Annotated in this window: 22 protein-coding genes; 2 read left to right on the top strand and 20 right to left on the bottom strand. The window is 72.7% G+C overall.

Features of this window, described 5'->3' with window-relative positions; all coding sequences use genetic code 11:
- Positions 1 to 30: 30 nt before the first annotated feature.
- Complete coding sequence (def, locus tag VM95_RS05405) at positions 31 to 576, bottom strand: peptide deformylase (RefSeq protein WP_045692884.1); 546 nt, start codon at positions 574 to 576, stop codon at positions 31 to 33.
- 256 nt (positions 577 to 832) lie between these two features.
- On the opposite strand from def, the gene VM95_RS44080 reads away from it, so the two are divergent.
- Complete coding sequence (locus VM95_RS44080) at positions 833 to 1,447, top strand: hypothetical protein (RefSeq protein WP_244178641.1); 615 nt, start codon at positions 833 to 835, stop codon at positions 1,445 to 1,447.
- 47 nt (positions 1,448 to 1,494) lie between these two features.
- Here VM95_RS44080 and VM95_RS05395 read toward each other — a convergent pair whose 3' ends face one another.
- The 14 genes from VM95_RS05395 to pyrR form a co-directional block, all read right to left on the bottom strand.
- On the bottom strand, positions 1,495 to 3,564 hold the full coding sequence (locus VM95_RS05395) for a primosomal protein N' (RefSeq protein WP_045692883.1): 2,070 nt from the start codon (positions 3,562 to 3,564) through the stop codon (positions 1,495 to 1,497).
- A gap of 88 nt (positions 3,565 to 3,652) precedes the next feature.
- A complete protein-coding gene (gene metK, locus VM95_RS05390) occupies positions 3,653 to 4,861 on the bottom strand; it encodes a methionine adenosyltransferase (RefSeq protein WP_045692882.1) in 1,209 nt (402 codons plus the stop codon).
- A gap of 152 nt (positions 4,862 to 5,013) precedes the next feature.
- Positions 5,014 to 6,243 (bottom strand): bifunctional phosphopantothenoylcysteine decarboxylase/phosphopantothenate--cysteine ligase CoaBC, encoded by a 1,230-nt coding sequence (coaBC, locus tag VM95_RS05385; protein WP_045692881.1) that lies wholly within the window; start codon positions 6,241 to 6,243, stop codon positions 5,014 to 5,016.
- A 141-nt stretch (positions 6,244 to 6,384) separates the two neighbouring features.
- Entirely contained in the window at positions 6,385 to 6,651 is a 267-nt protein-coding gene (gene rpoZ / locus VM95_RS05380) for a DNA-directed RNA polymerase subunit omega (RefSeq protein ID WP_045692880.1), read from the bottom strand.
- Between the two features lie 37 nt (positions 6,652 to 6,688).
- Positions 6,689 to 7,246, bottom strand: a complete 558-nt coding sequence (gene gmk, locus VM95_RS05375; RefSeq protein ID WP_045692879.1) for a guanylate kinase — start codon at positions 7,244 to 7,246, stop codon at positions 6,689 to 6,691.
- 49 nt (positions 7,247 to 7,295) lie between these two features.
- Positions 7,296 to 7,622 carry an integration host factor, actinobacterial type gene (gene mihF, locus VM95_RS05370; RefSeq protein ID WP_030290269.1) on the bottom strand — a complete coding sequence of 109 codons (327 nt, stop codon included), beginning with the start codon at positions 7,620 to 7,622 and terminating at the stop codon, positions 7,296 to 7,298.
- A gap of 361 nt (positions 7,623 to 7,983) precedes the next feature.
- On the bottom strand, positions 7,984 to 8,817 hold the full coding sequence (gene pyrF / locus VM95_RS05365; RefSeq protein ID WP_045692878.1) for an orotidine-5'-phosphate decarboxylase: 834 nt from the start codon (positions 8,815 to 8,817) through the stop codon (positions 7,984 to 7,986).
- Between the two features lie 29 nt (positions 8,818 to 8,846).
- Complete coding sequence (locus tag VM95_RS05360; protein WP_045692877.1) at positions 8,847 to 9,950, bottom strand: quinone-dependent dihydroorotate dehydrogenase; 1,104 nt, start codon at positions 9,948 to 9,950, stop codon at positions 8,847 to 8,849.
- A gap of 87 nt (positions 9,951 to 10,037) precedes the next feature.
- The gene (carB, locus tag VM95_RS05355) at positions 10,038 to 13,346 is read right to left on the bottom strand and encodes a carbamoyl-phosphate synthase large subunit (protein ID WP_045692876.1); all 3,309 of its coding nucleotides are present in this window, start codon (positions 13,344 to 13,346) and stop codon (positions 10,038 to 10,040) included.
- A complete protein-coding gene (gene carA, locus VM95_RS05350) occupies positions 13,339 to 14,496 on the bottom strand; it encodes a glutamine-hydrolyzing carbamoyl-phosphate synthase small subunit (protein WP_045692875.1) in 1,158 nt (385 codons plus the stop codon). Before carA ends, carB begins: the two co-directional genes overlap by 8 nt.
- Positions 14,493 to 15,071 carry a PH-like domain-containing protein gene (locus tag VM95_RS05345; protein WP_045692874.1) on the bottom strand — a complete coding sequence of 193 codons (579 nt, stop codon included), beginning with the start codon at positions 15,069 to 15,071 and terminating at the stop codon, positions 14,493 to 14,495. The genes carA and VM95_RS05345 overlap by 4 nt, the downstream gene beginning before the upstream one ends.
- A complete protein-coding gene (locus VM95_RS05340) occupies positions 15,068 to 16,372 on the bottom strand; it encodes a dihydroorotase (RefSeq protein WP_045692873.1) in 1,305 nt (434 codons plus the stop codon). Before VM95_RS05340 ends, VM95_RS05345 begins: the two co-directional genes overlap by 4 nt.
- Positions 16,369 to 17,346 (bottom strand): aspartate carbamoyltransferase catalytic subunit, encoded by a 978-nt coding sequence (locus VM95_RS05335; protein ID WP_045692872.1) that lies wholly within the window; start codon positions 17,344 to 17,346, stop codon positions 16,369 to 16,371. The genes VM95_RS05340 and VM95_RS05335 overlap by 4 nt, the downstream gene beginning before the upstream one ends.
- A gap of 6 nt (positions 17,347 to 17,352) precedes the next feature.
- Complete coding sequence (gene pyrR / locus VM95_RS05330) at positions 17,353 to 17,976, bottom strand: bifunctional pyr operon transcriptional regulator/uracil phosphoribosyltransferase PyrR (protein ID WP_045692871.1); 624 nt, start codon at positions 17,974 to 17,976, stop codon at positions 17,353 to 17,355.
- A gap of 330 nt (positions 17,977 to 18,306) precedes the next feature.
- Here pyrR and bldD point away from each other — a divergent pair, with 330 nt between their 5' ends.
- On the top strand, positions 18,307 to 18,810 hold the full coding sequence (gene bldD / locus VM95_RS05325; protein WP_045692870.1) for a transcriptional regulator BldD: 504 nt from the start codon (positions 18,307 to 18,309) through the stop codon (positions 18,808 to 18,810).
- A gap of 145 nt (positions 18,811 to 18,955) precedes the next feature.
- On the opposite strand, the gene VM95_RS05320 is transcribed toward bldD, so the two are convergent.
- From VM95_RS05320 to VM95_RS05300, 5 genes are all read right to left on the bottom strand, one after another.
- Positions 18,956 to 19,888: a hypothetical protein gene (locus tag VM95_RS05320; RefSeq protein ID WP_045692869.1), complete on the bottom strand. Its 933-nt coding sequence runs from the start codon at positions 19,886 to 19,888 to the stop codon at positions 18,956 to 18,958.
- Positions 19,889 to 20,036: 148 nt separating this feature from the next.
- Entirely contained in the window at positions 20,037 to 20,876 is an 840-nt protein-coding gene (locus VM95_RS05315; protein WP_045692868.1) for a thioesterase family protein, read from the bottom strand.
- A gap of 167 nt (positions 20,877 to 21,043) precedes the next feature.
- Entirely contained in the window at positions 21,044 to 21,481 is a 438-nt protein-coding gene (gene nusB / locus VM95_RS05310; RefSeq protein ID WP_045692867.1) for a transcription antitermination factor NusB, read from the bottom strand.
- A 4-nt stretch (positions 21,482 to 21,485) separates the two neighbouring features.
- Positions 21,486 to 22,049, bottom strand: a complete 564-nt coding sequence (gene efp / locus VM95_RS05305; protein ID WP_045692866.1) for an elongation factor P — start codon at positions 22,047 to 22,049, stop codon at positions 21,486 to 21,488.
- Between the two features lie 78 nt (positions 22,050 to 22,127).
- Entirely contained in the window at positions 22,128 to 23,234 is a 1,107-nt protein-coding gene (locus VM95_RS05300; protein WP_045692865.1) for a M24 family metallopeptidase, read from the bottom strand.
- Positions 23,235 to 23,329 lie beyond the last annotated feature (95 nt).

Raw genomic sequence — 23,329 nt, 5'->3', positions numbered from 1 at the left:
TCTGCAAACGAACGTTGGACGTGGTGGGACTCAGCGCGCCGAGCCGAAGGTGCTGTGCGGCGAGACCTTGACGACCGGCGCGGGCCCGCCGCCCCAGTCCGCCTCCCGGATCGCCCGGAGCGCGGCCTTGCGCTGCTCCCGGTCGAGCCGGTCGATGAAGACGATGCCGTCCAGGTGGTCGGTCTCGTGCTGGATGCACCGGGCGAGCAGCTGGGTGCCCTCCACGGTGACCGGATCGCCGTACTCGTTGAAGCCCTTGGCGACCACGCCGTACGCGCGCCGGGTGTCGTAGCGCAGGCCGGGCAGCGAGAGACAGCCCTCCGGGCCGTCCTGCTCCTCCTCGCTGAGCGACAGGTCGGGGTTGATCAGGTGCCCGGTGACGCCGTCCACGTGGTAGGTGAACACCCGCAGCGAGATGCCGAGTTGGGGGGCCGCGAGCCCGGCACCGGGGGCGTCGAGCATGGTCTCCGTGAGGTCGCGGACGAGGGTGCGCAGCTCCTTGTCGAAGGTGGTCACCGGCTTCGCGGTGGCCCGCAGGACGGGGTCTCCGAAGAGACGGATCGGCTGGATCGCCACGGGGTGCGGGCTCCTGTCCTTCGGACGCGCGGGGCTGGGGCTACGGCTGGGGGCTACGGCTGGTGCGCCGCCAAGTCTATGCAACTCCCCCGGGCCCTCCCCCGGCCTCGCGGACCGGGCTGGCATATCCCGTCTCGGTTCCACCGCGTTACCCCGGCCCCCGCTTCGGCGTTGGTCAAGAGAGATTGACCGGGGCCGGGCGCACGGGACACCGCGCCCCGGCCGAGCTGACCGTACGGAAGGCGGCGCGTAAGCCATGGCCGAGCAGATCAACCACGACGCCCGGGCGAGGGCGAGCCTGCACCTGCTGGTGCGGGACATCGAGCGCGTGAGGCGCCAGGTCGACGCGCTGCGGACGCTCACCGCCCAGCTGGGCAACGTCTACCGTCCGCGCCGCCCGAGCACCTCGGCCGGCTTCGTGGTGTACGGCCGGGCGCCCGCGCCGACCGTGCGCCTCGCGCAGGAGCTGCGGGAGAGCGTGGAGACCCTGGTCGCGGCGGCGGTCGAGTTCGACCGGGCGCTGGGCTTCTCCTGGGACTCGGTGGGCTCCGCCCTCGGGGTCACCAAGCAGGCCGTGCACCGCCGCTACGGCATGCGCCGACCGACCAGCGAACTCCTCGCCGCCGGCGGCGCCGTCCCCGGCCCCAGCCGCCCGGACCGCTCCGAGGAGCTGCCCGCCGCCCCCGAGCGCGGCGGCCTGGCCGCCACCGTCCCGGCGGCCCGCCAGGGCGGCCTGGACCGCACCGCGCTGGAGCGCAACGCCCTGGAGCGCACCGCCATCGAGCGCACCGCCCTGGAGCGCACCGCCCTGGAGCGCGGCGCGATCGAGCGCGGCACCACCGACCGCACGGGCATCCCCCTGCGCGGCTGACCCGACCCGCCCCGGGCGGGGTGGCCACCCCACCCCGCCCCGGCGGCTCACCCGATGTCGGTCGGATCCACCCGTACCCGCACCGCCTCCGGCGTCCGCAGCGCGATCCGGGCGATCTGCGCCGCCTTGAGCGCCGCCGCCAGCGCCGCCCCCTGCCCGGGCGCCACCCGCAGCAGCGCGCGCTCCTGTTCCTCCCCGCGCAGGGCGGTCACCGGCACCGGCCCGAGCACGTCCGCCCCCTCCGGCAGCCGGATCAGCCCCAGCAGGTCGGCGACGGCCCCCGGGCTGCCGCTCACCGAGGCCATCCGCGACACCGGCGGGAAGTGCAGCTGCGCCCGCTCGTCCCGCTCCAACCCGGCGTGCCCCAGCGGGTCCCAGCGCACCAGCGCCTGCACCGGCCGCGCCGACTGCTCGGCGACGACCACCACCGTGCCGCCCTCCTCCGCCGACCGCACCAGCGCCGCGGCCGCCAGCCACAGCCGCAGGGCCTCCTCCCCGGCCCGCAGGTCGGGCCGGCCGAGCAGCGCCCAGCCGTCCAGCAGCAGCGCCGCCCCGTACCCGGAGCCGCCCTCGACCACCGGCTCCGCGCCGGGCGTGGAGATCACCAGCGAGGGCTCGTCCGGGACGGTCGCCAGCACCGCGTCCCGCCCGGAGGTCCGCACCGGGATGCGCGGGAAAGCCTTGCCCAGCTCCTCGGCCGTGCGCCGGGCGCCGACCACCTGCGCCCGCAGCCGGAACGACCCGCACTCCGGGCAGTGCCAGTCGTTCTCCGCCTCGCCGCACCAGCCGCACACCAGGGAGGCGTCCGCCGAGGGCGCCTCCAGCGGCCCCTCGCACCGCCGGCAGCGCGCGGGGGTGCGGCAGCGCCCGCAGGCGAGCCGGGGCACGTAGCCGCGTCGGGGCACCTGGATGAGCACCGGGTGCCCGGCGGCCAGCGACTCCCGGGCGGCCTCCCAGGCCACCGAGGGCAGCCGGGCGGCCTGCGCGGCCGCGTCCCGGTGCTGGTCCTGGTCGGTGACGGTCCGCACCCGGGGCGCGGTCCGCCGCACGGTCTCCCGGTCGGCGACCAGCGGCCGGGCCCACCCGGTGCTGACCAGCTGCGCGCCCTCGACGGTGACGGCGTGGCCGCCGAGCAGCACTGCCGCGCCCTCCTCGGCGGCCCGCAGCAGCGCGACCTCCCGGACGTGCGGGTGCGGCGCGCGCGGGTCGCTGTGGCTGCCGTCGCCGTCCGACCAGACCACGATCAGCCCGAGGTCGCGCACCGGCGCGAACATGGCGGCCCGGGTGCCGATCGCGGCGTGCACCGAGCCCCGGCTGACCGAGAGCCAGCGCCGGTAACGCTCGCGCGGGCCCAGCTCGGCCTCCAGCGCGGTGTGCAGCCCCGGCCCGAGCAGTTCGGTCAGCGCCTGGTCGACCCGGGCCACCGACCGCTTGTCCGGCAGCACCACCAACGCGCCGCGCCCGCTCGCCAGCGTCGCCGCCACCGCCCGGGCGATCTCGTACGGCCAGCCGGGCCCGGGCAGCGCCGCCCAGACCGCGCGCGGCGAGCCACCGCCGGCCAGCGAGGCGAGCAGCTCCGGCCCGGCCGGGTAGCGCTGCCAGCCGCCGGGCGCCGGGGCCTGCGGGCGGGGCAGCGGCTCCGGCGAGGGCTCGGCCTCGGCCTTGGCGTGCCGGGGCGGGACGGCCAGTTGGAGCACGTCGGCCAGGGTGCCGGCGTACCGGTCGGCGACGGTGCGGCACAGCCGCAGCAGTTGCGGGGTGAGCACCGGCTCGGGCGAGAGCACCTGGGCGAGCGGGGCGAGCGGCCCGGGGAAGTCGCTCTTCTCCAGCCGGGCGACGATGAACCCGTCGTGCAGTTCCCCGCCCTCGCGCTGGCCCCGCACCACCCGGGCCCCGAACCGCACCCGCACCCGGACGCCCGGCCGGGCCTCCTCGGCCATCGCGGCCGGCACCTCGTAGTCGAAGAACTTGTCGATGGTGAGCACGCCCTTGTCCACCACGACCCGGGCCACCGGCAGGTGCTCGGCCCGCTTGGCACCCCGCCACGTCCGGGGCTTGGCCCGCTTCACCGTCTCCCGGATGAACGCCAGCTGCTCCGGCTCCCCTGTATTGCTCATCGCTCCCAAGTACTACCAGGTCACACCGACACCACGCACAGAACGGCGCCCGCCCCCACCGGGGACGGGCGCCGCTGCGAACGACGGATCAGGCCTCCAGGGCGGCCTTCAGGGCGTCGACCCGGTCGGTGCGCTCCCAGGTGAAGTCCGGCAGCTCACGGCCGAAGTGGCCGTACGCGGCGGTCTGCGAGTAGATCGGGCGCAGCAGGTCCAGGTCGCGGATGATCGCGGCCGGGCGCAGGTCGAAGACCTCGGAGACGGCCTTCTGGATGTCCAGGACCGGGACGGTCTCGGTGCCGAAGGTCTCGACGAAGAGGCCGACCGGCTCGGCCTTGCCGATCGCGTAGGCGACCTGCACCTCGGCGCGGCGGGCGAGGCCGGCGGCGACGATGTTCTTCGCCACCCAGCGCATCGCGTACGCGGCCGAGCGGTCCACCTTGGACGGGTCCTTGCCGGAGAAGGCGCCGCCACCGTGGCGGGCCATGCCGCCGTAGGTGTCGATGATGATCTTGCGGCCGGTGAGGCCGGCGTCGCCCATCGGGCCGCCGATCTCGAAGCGGCCGGTCGGGTTGACCAGCAGGCGGTAGCCGTCGGTGACGAGCTTGATGCCCTGCTCGGCCAGCGCCTTCAGCTCCGGCTCCACGACGAACTCGCGGATGTCGGGGGTGAGCAGCGACTCCAGGTCGATGTCGCTGGCGTGCTGGGTCGAGACGACCACGGTGTCGAGGCGGACGGCCTTGTCGCCGTCGTACTCGATGGTGACCTGGGTCTTGCCGTCCGGGCGCAGGTACGGGATCGTCCCGTTCTTGCGGACCTCGGTCAGGCGGCGCGAGAGGCGGTGCGCCAGGGTGATCGGCAGCGGCATGAGCTCGGGCGTCTCGTCCGACGCGTAGCCGAACATCAGGCCCTGGTCACCGGCGCCCTGCTTGTCCAGGTCGTCCTCATCGCCCTCGACACGGGCCTCGTACGCGGTGTCGACACCCTGAGCAATGTCGGGCGACTGCGCGCCGATGGACACCGACACGCCGCAGGAGGCGCCGTCGAAGCCCTTCTTCGAGCTGTCGTAGCCGATCTCCAGGATCTTGTCCCGGACGAGCTGGGCGATCGGCGCGTACGCCTTGGTGGTCACCTCGCCGGCCACGTGCACCTGGCCGGTGGTGATGAGCGTCTCCACGGCGACCCGGGACGTCGGGTCCTCCCGGAGGAGAGCATCAAGGATGGTGTCGCTGATCTGGTCAGCGATCTTGTCGGGGTGTCCCTCGGTCACGGACTCCGAGGTGAACAGGCGGCGAGACACAGCGCTCCCTGGGGTTGCAGCGGCTGCTGACTGAAGGCCCCCGGGGGAAACCGGGGACATCCGGAAAGACTTGATTCCTGGAGTCTAACGGTCTGGTTCCGTCAAACGGCACCCGCTCCGGAAAATAAAGATCGATTTTCCGGCCGTCCGGATCAGCTATCGACCGTTTCGAGCCGCTTTACCACCAGATCCCAGACCACATCCGCCAGGGCCTCCTTGGGCCCCACCGGCACCGGCGTCTCGGAGCCGTCCGAGCCCAGGACCACGGCTTCGTTGACGTCCTGGCCGAACGCCTTGCCGTTCCCGACCTCGTTGACCACCAGGAGGTCGCAGCCCTTGCGGGCGAGCTTGGCCCGGCCGTTGGCGAGCACGTCGTCGGTCTCGGCCGCGAAACCGACCACCAGTTGGCCCGAACGGGTGCGGTGGGCCGCCAGCTCGGCCAGCACGTCGGGGTTGCGCACCAGGGCGACCGGGGCGGGCTCGACCCCCTCGACCTTCTTGATCTTGCCGGTGGCGTACTCCGCTGGCCGGAAGTCGGCCACCGCCGCGGCCATCACGACCGCGTCCGCGTCGCCGGCCGCCTTCAGCGCCGCCTCCCGCAGCTCCAGCGCGGTCGAGACGTGCACCACGTCCACCCCGGCCGGGTCGGGCAGCTCGGCGTTGGCCGAGACGAGCGTCACCCTGGCCCCGCGCGCCGCGGCCGTCACCGCCAGCGCGTAGCCCTGCTTGCCGGAGGAGCGGTTGCCGAGGAAGCGCACCGGGTCCAGCGGCTCCCGGGTGCCGCCGGCCGAGACCACCACGTGCCGGCCCGCCAGGTCGGTCGGCACCGCGCCGCCGCGGCGGAGCACCGCCTGGCAGGCCTCGAAGATCGCGGACGGCTCCGGCAGCCGCCCCTTGCCGGTGTCCTTGCCGGTCAGCCGCCCCACGGCCGGCTCCAGCACGACCACGCCCCGGCGGCGCAGCGTGGCGACGTTCTCCCGGGTGGCCGGGTGCTCCCACATCTCGGTGTGCATGGCGGGCGCCAGCACGACCGGGCAGCCGGCCGTGAGCAGGGTGTTGGTGAGCAGGTCGTCGGCCAGGCCGTGGGCGGCCTTGGCCATCAGGTCGGCGGTCGCGGGGGCGACCACGACGAGGTCGGCCTCCCGGCCGATCCGCACGTGCGGCACCTCGTGCACGTTCTCCCAGGTCTCGGTGGCGGCCGGGCGGCCGGACAGCGCGGCCCAGGTCGCCTCGCCGACGAAGTGCAGCGCGGCCGCGGTCGGCACCACGGTGACCCGGTGGCCGGACTCGGTGAACCGGCGCAGCAGCTCGCACGCCTTGTAGGCGGCGATCCCGCCGCTGACCCCGAGGACCACGCGGGGGGCTTCCACGTTCGCGCTCATGTTCCGGCCTTTCTCCGCATCGGGAACCCGCCCACCCTACGGCCCCTCAGCGACGCGCCGCACCGCGCCCCACCATCCCGGAAAAGCCGAAGGGCCCGGCGGAAACGATTCCGCCGGGCCCTTCCGGGAACGTGGGACTGCTCAGGCAGTCTCGACCGCCTCGGCGGTCAGCATGCCCGCGTTGATCTCGCGCAGCGCGATCGACAGCGGCTTCTCGTGCACGTGGGTGTCGACCAGCGGGCCGACGTACTCCAGCAGACCCTCGCCGAGCTGGGAGTAGTACGCGTTGATCTGGCGCGCGCGCTTGGCGGCGTAGATCACGAGGCTGTACTTCGAGTCGGTGGCCTCAAGCAGCTCGTCGATCGGCGGGTTGATGATGCCCTCGGGCGCGGTCATGGAAGAGGACACGCGAAAACCTTCCGAAAGGGTGGAAAAGACTGACAGGTCAGGCTACACCGAGCAAGGCTAGCAGTTCGGCCGCTACCTGCTCGACGGAGTGGTTGACAAGGGTCGAGTCGAACTCCGGCTCGGCCGCGAGCTCCACCCTGGCCGCCTCCAGCCGCCGCTCGATCACGTCCTGCGGCTCCGTGCCCCGGCCGGTCAGCCGGCGGACCAGCTCGTCCCAGCTCGGCGGGGCCAGGAAGACCAGCTGCGCCTCGGGCATCGACTCCCGGACCTGCCGGGCACCCTGCAGGTCGATCTCCAGCAGCACGGGCTCGCCGCGCTCCAGCTTCTCCAGCACCGCCGCGCGCGGGGTCCCGTAGCGGTTCCCGGCGAACTCGGCCCACTCCAGCAGCTCGCCGTTGGCGACCAGCTTGTCGAACTCGTCGTTGTCGACGAAGTGGTACTGGACCCCGTTCTTCTCGCCCGGCCTCGGGTGGCGGGTCGTCGCCGACACCGAGAGCCAGACCTCGGGGTGCATCTTCCTCATATGAGCGACGACCGTGCTCTTGCCGACCCCCGAAGGGCCGGAGAGCACGGTCAGCCGCGGACGCTCACTCATGCACCGATTATCCCGGATCGCGGGCGATACCGGGACACGGGGGGCACGGTCAGGCGGCGCCGCCGCCGAACTCCCGCTCCAGGGAAGCGATCTGGTTCGTACCGAGGCCGCGGACACGCCGGCTCTCGCTGATGCCGAGGCGCTCCATGATCTGCTTGGCACGGACCTTGCCGACGCCCGGGAGGGACTCCAGCAGGGCCGACACCTTCATCTTGCCGATGACGTCGTTGTCGTTCTTGCCCGCCTTGATGACCTCGTGCAGGGAGGCGCCGGAGTGCTTGAGCCGGTTCTTGACCTCGGCGCGCTCCCGGCGAGCCTCGGCGGCCTTGGCGAGCGCGGCGGTGCGCTGTTCAGGGGTAAGGGGCGGAAGAGCCACGCCGTTCACCTCAGGGTGTGGAAGGTAGGGATTGAGCTATGACTGTTTTGGTACCCGGGACACCGTCCGCAAGTGGAACCACAGGGCCCTGACCTGCGGGAGCTACGACAAACGCGGCTCTCCGATGACCTCTCGCCGGACACTACCCGGATTGCGGCGCCGCGTCAGGAAAAGAACACGAAAAGTCCTGGTCAGCCAAGGCCGACCAGGACTTTCCCGGGCAAAATGACCGCGATTGCGAGACTTTGACACCGCCGATGTGACGGCGCTCACGCCAACTGCGGTGCCCGCCGCCGTCCTGCGCACATTGCGCAGCGTCACGACCCGACCACGCAGCGGGCCGCGGGCCCACCGCCGAGGGCTACTTGACGGCGTCCGCGTACTCGCCGACGAACCGCTCGGCCGCCTCCCGCAGCGCCGCCACCGAGGGGCCGTGCTTGAGCACGTCCCGGCTGACGCTCGGCACCACGTTGCGCACCGAGGCGCCGAACACCCGCGGCAGGTCCGCCATCGTCGCGCCCTGGGCACCGATCCCCGGAGCCAGCAGCGGCCCGTTGATGGCGAGGTCCACGCCCGCGTCGGACAGGGTCGCGCCGACCACCGCGCCGAAGGAGCCCAGCGGCTCGGCCCCGGCGTTCTCCGCCGCCAGCTGCCGCAGCACCGAGGCCGCCACCGGCTGGCCGTCCGCACCGACCGCGCGCTGCACCTCGGCGCCCTCCGGGTTGGAGGTGAGCGCCAGCGCGAACACGCCGCAGCCGTTCGCCCGCGCCAGGTCCAGCGCCGGGCGCAGCGAGCCGAAGCCCAGGTACGGGCTGACCGTGACGGCGTCCGAGAACAGCGGGCTGCCGGCCGCCAGGAAGGCCTCGGCGTACGCGGCCATGGTCGAGCCGATGTCGCCGCGCTTGGCGTCCATCAGCACCAGCGCGCCGGCCGCCCGGGCCTCCTCGACGGACTTCTCCAGCACGGCGACGCCCTTGCTGCCGAAGCGCTCGAAGAAGGCGGCCTGCGGCTTGAGCACGGCCACCCGGTCGGCCAGTGCCTCCACCACGGTGCGGCTGAAGGTCTCCAGCCCGGCCAGGTCGTCGCCGAGCCCCCAGGCGGAGAGCAGGGAGGCGTGCGGGTCGATGCCGACGCAGAGCTGGCCGCGGGTGTCGAGGGCCTGGCGCAGGCGGGCGCCGAACGGGGCGAGGGTCATGTCGTCTCCGGGTGCAGGGTAGAAGTGGGTCAGGAGCTGCGTACGGCGCTGCCCACGGCCTCGGACAGGTCGCGGAAGCCCGCGCCCCGGACCCGGGCGGACAGGCCCTTGTGGAGGGCGCGGCACCAGAACGGGCCCTCGTAGATGAAGCCGCTGAAGCCCTGGATCAGGTCGGCGCCGTGGATGATCCGCTGCCAGGCGTCCTCGGCGGTCTCGATGCCGCCCACCGAGACCAGGGTCAGCCGGCCCCCGGTGCGGGCGCGCAGCCGCTGCAGCACCTCAAGGGCGCGGGCCTTGAGCGGGGCGCCGGACAGGCCGCCCATGCCGATCTCCTCGACGAGCGCCGGGTCGGCGACCAGGCCCTCGCGGCCGATCGTGGTGTTGGTGGCGATGATGCCGTCCAGGCCCAGCTCCAGGGCCAGGTCGGCGACGGCGTCGACGTCCTCGTCGGCCAGGTCGGGCGCGATCTTGACCAGCAGCGGCACCCGGTGCGCGGTGGTGCGGTCGGCGGCCTCGCGGACGGCGGAGAGCAGCGGGCGCAGCTGGTCGACGGCCTGCAGGTTGCGCAGCCCGGGGGTGTTCGGCGAGCTGACGTTGACCACCAGGTAGTCGGCGTACTTGGCCAGCCGCTCGGTCGACTTGACGTAGTCGGCGACGGCCTCGGCCTCCGGCACCACCTTGGTCTTGCCGATGTTGACGCCGATCACCGGGGTGGAGCTGGTGTGCGGGCGGGCGGCCAGCCGGGCGGCGACCCGGGCCGAGCCCTGGTTGTTGAAGCCCATCCGGTTGATCAGCGCGCGGTCCTCGACCAGGCGGAACATCCGGGGCGTCGGGTTGCCCGGCTGCGGCTCGCCGGTGACGGTGCCGATCTCGACGTAGTCGAAGCCCATCATCGCGAGGCCGTCGATGCCGATGCCGTTCTTGTCGAAGCCGGCCCCGAGGCCGAACGGGCCGGGCAGGTCGAGGCCGAGGGCCCGGGTGCGCAGCGCCCGGTCCTGCGGGGCGAGCACCATCCGCACCACGGTGCGCAGGACGGGCACCGAGTGGCAGAGCCGGATCCAGAAGAAGGCCATGTGGTGCGCCTTCTCCGGGTCCATCTTCTTGAACACGAGGTTGAACAGGAGCTTGTACAAAGCGGCTAACTCCCCGGACAGCTATAGGACTTGGGCATGGGAGTGGGGGGCACCCGACAGGCTCCGGTGCCCCCCACTGCGGTGGAGCTACTTGCGGCCGGCGTTGATCAGTTCGGCGTGCTCCTGGAGCGACATCACCCCGACCTCGTCCCGCAGCTGCGCGTCCATGCCCTGGACGGCCGCGCCCATCGCCTGGACGGTGGTCAGGCACGGCACGCCGCGCGAGACGGCCGCGGTGCGGATCTCGTAGCCGTCGAGGCGCCCGCCGGTGCCGTACGGCGTGTTGATGATGAGGTCGACCTCGCCGTCGTGGATCAGCTGGACGATGGTCTTCTCGCCGTTCGGGCCCTCGCCCTCGCTGTGCTTGCGCACCAGCGTGGACGGGATGCCGCCGCGCTGCAGCACCTCGGCGGTGCCGGCGGTGGCGAGCACCTCGAAGCCGAGGCCGACCAGCGCGCGGGCCGGGAAGACCAGGTTGCGCTTGTCCCGGTTGGCGACGGAGACGAAGACCTTGCCCTTGGTCGGCAGCGCGCCGTACGCGCCGGACTGCGCCTTGGCGTAGGCGGTGCCGAAGACCTTGTCGATGCCCATGACCTCACCGGTCGAGCGCATCTCCGGGCCGAGCACGGTGTCCACGCCGCGGCCGTGGATGTCGCGGAAGCGGCTCCACGGCATCACGGCCTCCTTGACCGCGATCGGCGCGTCGGCCGGCAGCGTGCCGCCGTCGCCCTCGGTCGGGAGCATGCCCTCGGCGCGCAGCTCGGCGATGGTGGCGCCGAGCGAGATCCGGGCGGCGGCCTTGGCCAGCGGCACGGCGGTCGCCTTGGACGTGAACGGGACGGTCCGGGAGGCGCGCGGGTTGGCCTCCAGGACGTAGAGGATGTCCCCGGCCAGCGCGAACTGGATGTTGATCAGGCCGCGGACGCCGACGCCGCGCGCGATCGCCTCGGTGGAGGTGCGCAGGCGCTTGATGTCGTGGCCGCCGAGGGTGATCGGGGGCAGCGCGCAGGCGGAGTCGCCGGAGTGGATGCCGGCCTCCTCGATGTGCTCCATGACGCCGCCGAGGTACAGCTCGGTGCCGTCGTAGAGCGCGTCGACGTCGATCTCCACCGCGTCGTCGAGGAAGCGGTCGATGAGCACCGGGTGCTCGGAGATCAGGCCGGCGTGCCGCTCCAGGTAGGAGGCGAGCGAGGCCTCGTCGTAGACGATCTCCATGCCGCGGCCGCCGAGCACGTAGGACGGGCGGGCCAGCACGGGGTAGCCGATCTCGTCGGCGATCGCCTTGGCCTCCTCGAAGGAGAAGGCGGTGCCGTGCTTGGGGGCCGGCAGGCCGGCGTCGCGCAGCACGCGGCCGAAGGCGCCGCGCTCCTCGGCGAGGTCGATCGCCTCGGGCTGGGTGCCGACGATCGGCACGCCGTTGTCCTTGAGCGCCTGGGCGAGGCCCAGCGGGGTCTGGCCGCCGAGCTGGACGATGACGCCCGCCAGCGGGCCGGCCTGCTGCTCGGCGTGGACGATCTCCAGCACGTCCTCCAGGGTGAGCGGCTCGAAGTAGAGCCGGTCGGAGGTGTCGTAGTCGGTGGAGACGGTCTCCGGGTTGCAGTTGACCATCACGGTCTCGTACCCGGCCTCGGCCAGCGCGAAGGAGGCGTGCACGCAGGAGTAGTCGAACTCGATGCCCTGGCCGATGCGGTTCGGGCCGGAGCCGAGGATGATCACCGCGGGCTTGGTGCGCGGCGCGACCTCGTTCTCCTCGTCGTAGGACGAGTAGAAGTACGGGGTCTTGGCGGCGAACTCGGCGGCGCAGGTGTCGACGGTCTTGAACACCGGGCGGATGCCCAGCGCGTGCCGCACCTCGCGGACCACGTCCGGCTTGAGGCCGCGGATCTCGCCGATCTGCTGGTCGGAGAAGCCGTGCCGCTTGGCGTGGCGCAGCAGCTCGGGGGTCAGCTCGGCGGCGTCGGCGAGTTCGCCGGCGATCTCGTCGAGCAGGAAGAGCTGGTCGACGAACCACGGGTCGATCTTGGTGGCCTCGAACACCTCCTCCGGGGTGGCGCCGGCCCGGATCGCGTCCATGACGGTGTTGATCCGGCCGTCGGTCGGCACGACCGCCTTGGCGAGCAGCTCGGACTTCTCCCCGACCGGGCCGGTCCAGGAGAACTGCGAGCCCTTCTTCTCCAGCGAGCGCAGCGCCTTCTGCAGCGCCTCGGGGAAGTTGCGGCCCAGCGCCATGGCCTCGCCGACCGACTTCATGGTGGTGGTGAGGGTGGCGTCGGCGCTCGGGAACTTCTCGAACGCGAACCGCGGCACCTTGACCACGACGTAGTCGAGGGTCGGCTCGAAGGAGGCCGGGGTCTCCTCGGTGATGTCGTTGGGGATCTCGTCCAGGGTGTAGCCCACGGCCAGCTTGGCGGCGATCTTGGCGATCGGGAAGCCGGTGGCCTTGGAGGCGAGCGCCGAGGAGCGGGAGACGCGCGGGTTCATCTCGATGACGATGACCCGGCCGTCCTCGGGGTTGACGGCGAACTGGATGTTGCAGCCGCCGGTGTCGACGCCGACCTCGCGGATGACGGCGATGCCGATGTCCCGCAGGATCTGGTACTCGCGGTCGGTGAGGGTCATCGCCGGGGCGACGGTGATCGAGTCACCGGTGTGCACGCCCATCGGGTCGAAGTTCTCGATGGAGCAGACGACCACGACGTTGTCGTGCTTGTCGCGCATGAGCTCCAGCTCGTACTCCTTCCAGCCGAGGATGGACTCCTCCAGGAGCACCTCGGTGGTCGGCGAGAGGGCCAGGCCCTGGCCGGCGATGCGGCGCAGGTCCTCCTCGTCGTGGGCGAAGCCGGAGCCGGCGCCGCCCATGGTGAAGGAGGGGCGCACGACGACCGGGTAGCCGCCGAGGGTGTCGACGCCGGCCAGCACCTCGTCCATGGTGTGGCAGATGACCGAGCGGGCGGACTCGCCGTAGCCGATCTTGGCGTTGACGGCCTCGACGACGCCCTTGAACAGGTCGCGGTCCTCGCCCTTGTTGATCGCCACGACGTCGGCGCCGATCAGCTCGACGCCGTACTTGTCCAGGGTGCCGGCCGCGTGCAGGGAGATCGCGGTGTTCAGCGCGGTCTGCCCGCCGAGGGTCGGCAGCAGCGCGTCGGGGCGCTCCTTGGCGATGATCTTCTCGACGAACTCCGGGGTGATCGGCTCGACGTAGGTGGCGTCGGCGATCTCCGGGTCGGTCATGATCGTGGCCGGGTTGGAGTTGACCAGCACGACCCGCAGGCCCTCGGCCTTGAGGACGCGGCAGGCCTGCGTACCCGAGTAGTCGAACTCGGCGGCCTGGCCGATCACGATCGGGCCGGACCCGATCACCAGGACGGACTTGATGTCAGTGCGCTTAGGCACGCTGGCCCTCCATGAGCTTCACGAAGCGGTCGAACAGGTAGGCGGCGTCGTGCGGGCCGGCGGCCGCTTCGGGGTGGTACTGCACGCTGAACGCGGGGACGTCGAGCGCCTGGAGGCCCTCGACCACGTCGTCGTTGAGGCAGACGTGGGAGACCTCGACGCGCCCGTACGGGGTGTCGCTGACCTTGTCCAGCGGGGCGTTCACGGCGAAGCCGTGGTTGTGGGCGGTCACCTCGACCTTGCCGGTGGTGCGGTCCTGCACCGGCTGGTTGATGCCGCGGTGGCCGTACTTGAGCTTGTAGGTGCCGAAGCCCAGCGCCCGGCCGAGGATCTGGTTGCCGAAGCAGATCCCGAAGAACGGGGTCCTGCGCTCCAGCACGCCCTGCGCGACGGCGACCTGGTGGTCGGCGGTGGCCGGGTCGCCCGGGCCGTTGGAGAAGAACACGCCGTCCGGGTTGACGGCGTAGACGTCCTCCAGGGTGGAGTTGGCCGGCAGCACGTGCACCTCGATGCCGCGCTCGGCCATCCGCTGCGGGGTCATCGCCTTGATGCCGAGGTCCAGCGCGGCGACGGTGAACTTCTTCTCACCGATGGCGGGGACGACGTACGGCTCGGTGGTGGCCACCTCGGCGCACAGGTCGGCGCCCTTCATCTCGGGCGACTGCTGCACCCGGGCCAGCAGCGCGGCCGGCTCGGCCAGCGCCTCGCCGGAGAAGATGCCGCAGCGCATCGCGCCGCGCTCGCGCAGGTGGCGGGTCAGCGCGCGGGTGTCGATGCCGCTGATGCCGACGACGCCCTGGCGGTCCAGCTCCTCGTCCAGCGAGCGGCGGGAGCGCCAGTTGGACGCGACCCGGGCGGGGTCGCGCACGACGTAGCCGGCGACCCAGATCTGCTGGGACTCGTCGTCCTCGTCGTTCCAGCCGGTGTTGCCGATCTGCGGGGCGGTCATCACGACCACCTGGCGGTGGTACGACGGGTCGGTCAGGGTCTCCTGGTAGCCGGACATGCCGGTGTTGAAGACCGCCTCGCCGAAGGTCTCGCCGGTCGCGCCGTAGGCCTGGCCGCGGAACGTCCGGCCGTCCTCCAGGACGAGCACGGCGGGCACTCGTTCCCGCCGTTGGCGCTGCGTGGTGGGGGCAGGTGCGGTCATTGCGCGGCCTCTTCCGTCTTCGTCTTCGTACGTGTTGCGAGGTGAGCGATCGCCTCGACCCAGGCGGTGTGCTCGTCCGGGTGGTCGGCCCGGAAGCCGGAGTCCAGTTCGGTCCCCTCGTGCGTCCAGCTGACGACGAGCAGTCCGGACGGGACGACCTTGCCGGCGATCCCGGAGTCCGTCCGGGCACCGGTCAGGCGCTCGGCGGGGATCCAGAGGTCGACGTCACCGGGGCGGCGGACCAGCAGGCCGTCCTCCCCGAGGGTGAGGTCGGCGCGGCTGCGGGTGCCCAGCCCGTGGGCGACCACCCGGTCGAGCCAGTTCCCGGCGGTGGTGGTGCCGTGGTACCGGCCGCTGGTCTCCAGGATGGTGCGCCCGGCGCCGTCCGGCACGGCGGGCAGCGGCGGCATGCCGGACTGCAGCGTGCGCCGCCAGTTCCAGCCCTGCCGCATCAGCCAGTAGACCAGGCCGATGATGATCAGCAGGCCCACGGTCCAGCCGATGTAGCCGGGCCAGTTGGTGACCTTGGCCTGCTCCGTGGCGAGCGGCTGGAGCGTGGGGAGCCGGCCGGTCACGCCAGCCCGCCCTGCTCGGCCAGCTCGCCGGCGAGCACGGTGGCGCGGCCGCGCAGGAAGGTCGCGTGCACCCGTCCGGGCAGGTCGAGGCCCTTGTAGGGGGTGTTGCGGCTGCGGGTGGCGAAGCTTTCCGGGTTCACGGCACCACGGTACGCGGGATCGAACAGCACCAGGTTGGCCGGCTCACCGACCGAGATGGGGCGGCCCTGCCCGGTGAGACGGCCGATCCGCGCCGGGCGGTGCGACATCCGGTCGGCGACGCCCTCCCAGTTCAGCAGGCCCGTGTCGACCATGGTCTGCTGGACGACCGACAGCGCGGTCTCCAGGCCGACCATGCCCATCGCGGCGACGGCCCACTCGCAGTCCTTGTCCTCGGCCGGGTGCGGCGCGTGGTCGGTGGCGACGGCGTCGATGGTGCCGTCGGCCAGCGCCTTGCGCAGCGCCTGGACGTCCTCGGCGGTGCGCAGCGGCGGGTTCACCTTGTACACCGGGTCGTAGGTGCGGACCAGCTCGTCGGTGAGCAGCAGGTGGTGCGGGGTGACCTCGGCGGTGACGTCCCAGCCCTTGGACTTGGCCCAGCGGACGATCTCGACCGAGCCGGCGGTGGAGAGGTGGCAGACGTGCAGCCGGGAGCCGACGTGCGCGGCGAGCAGCACGTCGCGGGCGATGATCGACTCCTCGGCGACGGCAGGCCAGCCGCCGAGCCCGAGCTCGCCGGAGACCTGGCCCTCGTTCATCTGGGCGCCCTCGGTGAGCCGCGGCTCCTGGGCGTGCTGGGCGACGACGCCGTCGAAGGCCTTGACGTACTCCAGGGCGCGGCGCATCAGCACCGCGTCGTCCACGCACTTGCCGTCGTCGGAGAAGACCCGGACGCCGGCGGCGGACTCGTGCATCGCGCCGAGCTCGGCGAGCTGCTTGCCCTCCAGGCCCACGGTCACGGCGCCGACCGGCTGCACGTCGCAGTAGCCGGCCTCCTGGCCGAGCCGCCAGACCTGCTCGACGACACCGGCGGTGTCGGCCACCGGGGTGGTGTTGGCCATCGCGTGCACGGCGGTGAAGCCGCCCATCGCGGCGGCCCGGGTGCCGGTGAGGACGGTCTCGGCGTCCTCGCGGCCGGGCTCGCGCAGGTGGGTGTGCAGGTCGACCAGGCCGGGGAGGGCGACCAGGCCGGTGGCGTCGATCTCGATGTCCGCCTCGACCGCCAGGCCGGTGCCGATCGCCTTGAACACGCCGTCGGCGATGTGGAGGTCCTGCGGGGCGCCGCCGAGGATCTGGGCGTTGCGGATCAGGTAGCTGGTCACTGAGCGGTCTCCACGGATTCGGTGCGGGGGCTGTCGGCGAGGGTGGCGCCGCCGAGCAGCAGGTACAGGACGGCCATCCGGATCGAGACGCCGTTGGCGACCTGCTCGACCGCGGTGCAGCGCGGCGAGTCGGCGACCTCGGCGGTGATCTCCATGCCGCGGACCATCGGGCCGGGGTGCATGACGATGGCGTGCTCGGGCAGCTGGGCCATCCGGATGCCGTTCATGCCGTAGCGGCGGCTGTACTCGCGCTCGGTCGGGAAGAACGCGGCGTTCATCCGCTCGCGCTGCACCCGCAGCATCATCAGCGCGTCGGTCTTGGGCAGCACGGCGTCGAGGTCGTAGCTGACCTCGCAGGGCCAGTTCTGGATGCCGATCGGCAGCAGGGTCGGCGGGGCGACGAAGGTGACCTCGGCGCCGAGGGTGGTCAGCAGGTGCACGTTGGAGCGGGCGACCCGGCTGTGCAGGACGTCGCCGACGATGGTCACCCGGCGGCCGGCCAGGTCCTTGCCCGGGCCGGCGTTCAGGTGGCGGCGCATGGTGAAGGCGTCGAGCAGCGCCTGGGTGGGGTGCTCGTGGGTGCCGTCGCCGGCGTTGATCACGCTGCCGTGCAGCCAGTCGGACTGCGCGAGCCGGGCCGGCGCGCCCGAGGCGTGGTGCCGGATGACGACGGCGTCGGCGCCCATCGCCTGCAGGGTCAGCGCGGTGTCCTTGAGGCTCTCGCCCTTGGAGACCGAGGAGCCCTTGGCGGAGAAGTTGATGACGTCGGCGGACAGCCGCTTCTCGGCGACCTCGAAGGACGTCTTGGTGCGGGTGGAGTCCTCGAAGAAGAGGTTGACGACGGTGCGACCGCGCAGCGTGGGCAGCTTCTTGACGGCCCGGCCGGAGAGCTGGGCCAGCTCCTCGGCGGTGTCCAGGATCAGCAGCGCGTCGTCACGGGTGAGATCTGCGGTGGAGACGAGGTGGCGCTTCACGCGGGTTTACTCCGGGAGGTGCGGTGCGGACGGCTCGGCGGCCATGGCTTGCGAACTGCGGGAGGCGAAGTCGCGGTCCCCGACCAGGACGGCGTCCACGCCGTCGGAGTCGGACAGCCGCACCTGCACGGCCTCGCGCAGCGAGGTGGGGAGGTTCTTGCCCACGTAGTCGGCCCGGATCGGCAGCTCGCGGTGGCCGCGGTCGACCAGGACGGCCAGCTGGACGGCGCGCGGGCGGCCGATGTCGTTGAGCGCGTCGAGCGCGGCCCGGATGGTGCGGCCGGAGAAGAGCACGTCGTCCACGAGGATGACGAGCTTGCCGTCGATGCCGCCGGGCGGGATCTCGGTGTGCTCCAGGGCCCGGGCGGGCTTCAGCCGCAGGTCGTCCCGGTACATGGTGATGTCCAGGGTGCCGAGCGGGATCTCGCGGCCGGTGATCTGGGCCAGCCGGGCGTGCAGCCGCCGGGCGAGGTGGACACCCCTGGTGTGGATGCCGAGCAGCACGACGTCCTCCGCGCCCTTGGCGCGCTCGACGATCTCGTGCGCTATCCGGGTGACGACCCGGGTGATGTCCGTGCCGTCCAGCACCTGGTGCGGCGGGCGCGGCGTCGGTTCTCGATGTGTGGTCATGCCGAAGCGGACCTCCTTCCCCGCCTCACGGGACGGGCCTTAAAGGATGCCTGGGGGGTGCCACGCCGACCGGGCGTGGACTTCGGGTCATCCTATCAGCGAGCCTGGAGGCAAACAGACCTCCATCATTCCGCTTCACCGGGTTCACGCCGCGGATGCGCCGACGATGCGGTCCATTCGCACGGGTGCCCCATTCGGCTTGACGCAACTACCTTACTCTACGTAACCTCACAGTGAGTTACGAGATGGACGTCGAACCCACCGGTAACGGCGTCGACAATCGCCCGTGACCCACTACTGAACGCGAAGCAATCTCGTCCGGGGAGATCAATGTCCAGCGACTACGCGAAGCAGCTCGGAGGCAAGCTCCGAGCGATCCGCACTCAGCAGGGGCTCTCCCTGCACGGTGTCGAGGAGAAGTCCCAGGGGCGCTGGAAGGCAGTCGTCGTCGGCTCGTACGAGCGCGGCGACCGTGCGGTCACCGTGCAGCGGCTGGCCGAACTGGCGGAGTTCTACGGCGTCCCGGTGCAGGAGCTGCTGCCCGGCGGCACCCCCGGCGGCGCGGCCGAGCCGCCGCCGCGCCTGGTCCTCGACCTCGAAAGACTGACTCAGGTTCCGTCCGAGAAGGCCGGCCCGCTGCAGCGCTACGCGGCGACCATCCAGAGCCAGCGCGGCGACTACAACGGCAAGGTGCTGTCGATCCGCCAGGACGACCTGCGCACCCTGGCGGTCATCTACGACCAGTCGCCGTCGATCCTCACCGAGCAGCTCATCTCCTGGGGCGTGCTGAACCCCGACGCGCGCCGTGCGGTGCGCGAGGAGGAGGCCGGCTGAGGCCGACCGCACCGGCTCCCGCCGGCGGAGGCACCCAGCAGTCCGCACGGGAGCATTCAGCAGAGGCGCAGAAACGTCCCTGCGTTGCGCGGCGCGGCCCCGGGAGACCCGGGGCCGCGCCGCGGCGTTCCCCGCCGCCGCACGGTCAGCAGACCGTGCCCAGGCTGTAGCCGGGCCGGGCGGCCACGCCGTCCAGCCGCACCGGCCGGGCCGCCGGGCCCCAGTCCGGCCCGCCGCTCGACCAGGCCCAGGCCGCCGGCAGGTACTCCCCGCAGGTCGCCGCCGAGCCCTGCGAGCCGTGCAGCACCGCGACCCCCGGCAGCTCCAGCGCCAGACCGGCGCACAGCACCGCGCAGACCAGCTCCAGGTCCTCGTCGTTGATCCGCACCACGCCGTCCTCCCACTGGAGCACCCGCGCCGCCGCCGTCAGCCGTCCGCCCGGCGCGTCCACCCGCAGCCGCAGCTCGTACACCCCGGCGCCCGCGCCGACCAGCATCCGGCGGAACACCTCGCCGCCGCGCTGGTAGGCGGACCGCACCCAGCGCACGTGCTCCTCGTCGGCCTCGCCCTCCGCGCCCTGCGCCGCGCCGTACAGGGCGCCGTCGAGCAGCAGGTCGGCGTGGCAGAGCGTCAGCCCGTTCTCGCGGGCCCGGACCAGCCGCGGCAGGTAGTCCCCGGCCAGCTCCTCGCCCTGGTAGGGCAGCAGCTGGGTGCGCAGCGGCGGGTTGACCAGGTAGCGGTCGCGGGCGGCGGCCTCGGCCGGGTCCAGGCCGTGCAGCAGGCAGAACTCGGCGAAGTCCTGCGGGTGGAACATCCGGGCCCGGACGGTGTCGAAGCGCTCCAGCGCGTCGGCCAGCAGCTCGGCGGTGTCGGCCAGGTAGCGCTCGAAGTCGGGGGCGTCGGTGACGCCCCAGGCGCGGGCCCGGGCGAAGTCCGCGGCGTTGGTGAGCACCCCGATGACGAAGGCCTGGTCGGCGCCCTCGGCCCGCTGCCGCCGGTGCGGCGCCCGCGCGACGGGCCGCGAGCCGCCCGCGGTGCAGTCGGAGTTACGGCGGGCGCGGCCCTGGTGGCTACTCATCGGTGGCTCCTGGCATCGGCGGGTGACGGTCGACGGCGGGCGTGCCGCCGACCGTCTTCCTCCCCACCCGCGCGCGCCGCACACGTACGGCGTGTCACAGGAATGTAACCGAACGTAAGTCGGAATTTTCGGCGCAGGGCCCCGGGCGTCAGCCCTGGCCGCGCGGCACCCGGGCCAGCTGCCGGGACTGCGCGACGAGGCGGCCGGTCTCGTCCCAGACCTCGGCGTCCTCCTCGAAGTACCCGCCGGCCAGGTTGCGGGTGGCGTGCACGACCCGCAGCCAGCCCGGGGCGGGCTTGGCGCGCAGGTGCACGGTCAGCTCGACGGTCGGGGCCCAGCCCGGCAGGCCGAGGTCGAAGGTGACGGGCGGCAGCGCGTCGGCGACCAGCAGGAGCATCAGCGGGTCGGGCTGGCGGCCGTCCGCGAGCCGGAACCAGCCCTGGATCCGCCCCTGGCCGGAGGGCTGCCCGAGCGCCCAGCCGACCGCGGCCGGGTCGAGCCGCAGGTCGAAGCGCTCCAGCAGGGCGGCCTGCTCGACCAGCTGCCGGGGGGCGTGCTCGATGCCGATGCACTGGTCCGGCGGCGGGAGCTGGGGCGGGGTGGCCGTGGTGCGCACCTCGCCGTCCGCGGTGGCGAGGTCGCCGTGGCTGGCCACCACCCGCAGCCGCTCGACGCCGTCCTGGCTGAGCGAGGCGGTGCCGGTGGACAGGCCGCGACCGGTGCGCAGCACCTCGGTGCGGACGGTGGCCGGGCCGGGGGTGGAGGCGGAGAGGTAGTAGCCGCTGACCGAGATCGGGTCCGGGTGCGCCGCGTGCTGCCCGTGCTCCAGCGAGAGCGCGTGGGCGGCCACGGCGAGCAGCAGCCCGCCGTTGACGCCGCCGCCGATCTGCCAGCCGGCGCCCAGGTCGCCGTCGTAGCGGCCGGGCTCCTCGGCGTGTCTGGTGAGGGCGATGCCCTGGTCGAACTCGCTGCGGGTCACGGTGGTCATGGGGGTGGCCTGCCCTTCGACGGGTTACCGGCGTCAAGTTACCGGCGAGTAGGGAACCACCATAGGGCACCACCATACGCTGCGCGGGTGAAGCGCGGAACGGCCGCCGGACCCGGAACGAGGTTCGGGTCCGGCGGCCGTGCGTTCGTGCGTCGCCTTCCGGAGGACTACCGGCGGATGCTCGGCTTCAGCTCCAGGAAGCGGGCCAGCAGACCGTTGACGAAGGCCGGGGAGTCGTCCGTGGAGAACTCCTTGGCGATCTCGACGGCCTCGTCCAGGACGACCGCGTCCGGGACGCCGTCCTCCCAGATCAGCTCGTACGCGCCGAGGCGCAGGACGTTGCGGTCCACGATCGGCATCCGGTCGAGGGTCCAGCCCACCGCGTACTGCGAGATCAGCTCGTCGATGCGGCGAGCGTGCTGGACGTACCCCTCGACGAGCTCCATCGTGTACTCGGCGACCTGCGGGGTGCCCTCGTCGGGCTTGGGCTCGCGGGCGCGGGCCACCCAGTCGGCGAGGACCTGCTGCGGGTCGACCCCGCGGTGGTCGGCCTCGAAGAGGATCTGGAAGGCCCGGGTGCGGGCCTTGCTACGTGCGGCCGACACGGACTTACTTCACCCGGCCGAGGTAGCTGCCGTCGCGGGTGTCGACCTTGACCTTCTCGCCGGTGACGACGAAGAGCGGGACCTGGATCTCCGCACCGGTCTCCAGGGTGGCCGGCTTGGTGCCACCGGTGGAGCGGTCGCCCTGGACGCCCGGCTCGGTGTGCTCGATGGTCAGCTCGACGGCGGCCGGGAGCTCGATGTAGAGCACCGCGCCCTCGTTGGTGGCGACCAGGGCCTCGAAGCCCTCCAGCAGGTACTTGGCGGCGTCGCCGACGACGGCCGGCTCGACCGTCAGCTGGTCGTAGGTGTCCATGTCCATGAACACGAAGTTCTCGCCGTCCTTGTACGAGAACTGCATGCCGCGCTTGTCGACGTTGGCGGTCTCGACCTTGGTGCCCGCGTTGAAGGTCTTGTCGACGACCTTGCCGGTCAGGACCTCCTTGAGCTTGGTACGCACGAAGGCCGGGCCCTTGCCGGGCTTGACGTGCTGGAACTCGACGACGGACCAGAGCTTGCCGCCCTCCAGCTTGAGGACCATGCCGTTCTTGAGATCGTTCGTGGAAGCCACGGGCGCACTTACTCCTGGATATAGCTGTCAAGGAACCAAGGCTTGCGTCCTGCCGCCGGCGGCCGTCAGGGGCCGCCGTCACAGGGCGAGGAGCTCCTTGGTGGTGATGGTGAGCAGCTCGGGCCCGCCCTCCTCGAGGGGGCGCACGACGAGCGTGTCCTCGATCCGGACACCACCCTTGCCCGGGAGGTGGACTCCCGGACCGACGGTGACCGGTACGCGGCTGTCCAGTTTACCCATGTCCGCCGGGCCGAGGCGCGGCGCCTCCCGGATCTCCAGCCCGATGCCGTGCCCGATCGGGCGCGGGGACGGCTCGGTGTGGCCGGCCGCCTCCAGCACCTGCCGCGCGGCCCGGTCGGGCACGGACAGCTCCACCCCCGGCTCCAGCGCCTCCCGGCCGGCCCGCTGCGCGCGGAAGACCAGCCGGTGCAGCTCGACCTGCCAGGGCGCGGGGGCCGCGCCGATCACGAAGGTCCGGGCCGTCGAGACGCCGTAACCCCGGTACTGGGCGCCCAGCACGACGGTGAGGAAGTCGCCCTCCTCCACCCGGCGGTCGGTCGGCTGGTGGGCGGGCTGGCCGGAGTGGGTGCCGGTGCCGACCGAGACCGGGAAGGCCGCCCGGTCCGCGCCGTGGTCGATCATCCGGCGTTCCAGCTCCATCGCCAGGTGCCGCTCGGTGCGGCCGACCAGGATCGACTCCAGCAGCTCGCCGAGCGCCTGGTCGGCGATCTCGGCGGCGATCCGCAGGTCGGCGATCTCGTGCTCGTCCTTGACCACCCGCAGCCGCTCGACCACCTGCCCGAGGTCCGTCAGCCGGGCCCCCTCGGCCAGCGCCGCCACCGCCCGGTGCCGACTCACGGTCAGGTCGTGCTCCTCCACCGCCAGGCCCGCCACCCCCAGCCGGACGGCCGCCGCGGCGGCGGCCAGCGCGGTGTCCGCCCCGGCCGAGACCGGCAGCTGGGCGACGTCGGGGGCGATCAGGTGCTCGCCCGAATCGTCCGGCGGCAGGTCGTCCGGCAGCGCCAGCAGCACCTCCTCGCGGGTCAGCAGCACCGTCGCCCCGCACGGCGCGCAGCCCGTCAGGTACCGCACGTTCGCCGCCCGGGTGATCAGCGCCGCATCGGCCCCGGCCGCACCGCAGTGCTCCCGCACCCGCTCCCGCCGCGCCGCGTACGCATCCACCATGCGTCGAGCCTACGGACCCCCGCCCCACCCCGCCCGCCGAACGGCCCCCACCCCGGCAGCCGGGGGCGACCCCATCGGCCGCGCCCCTCCTCCCC

The organism is Streptomyces rubellomurinus (assembly GCF_000961885.1).
Lineage (GTDB): Bacteria > Actinomycetota > Actinomycetes > Streptomycetales > Streptomycetaceae > Kitasatospora > Kitasatospora rubellomurina.
The sequence above is the reverse complement of the archived record's forward strand: the minus strand, read 5'-3'. Positions and strand labels throughout refer to the sequence as shown.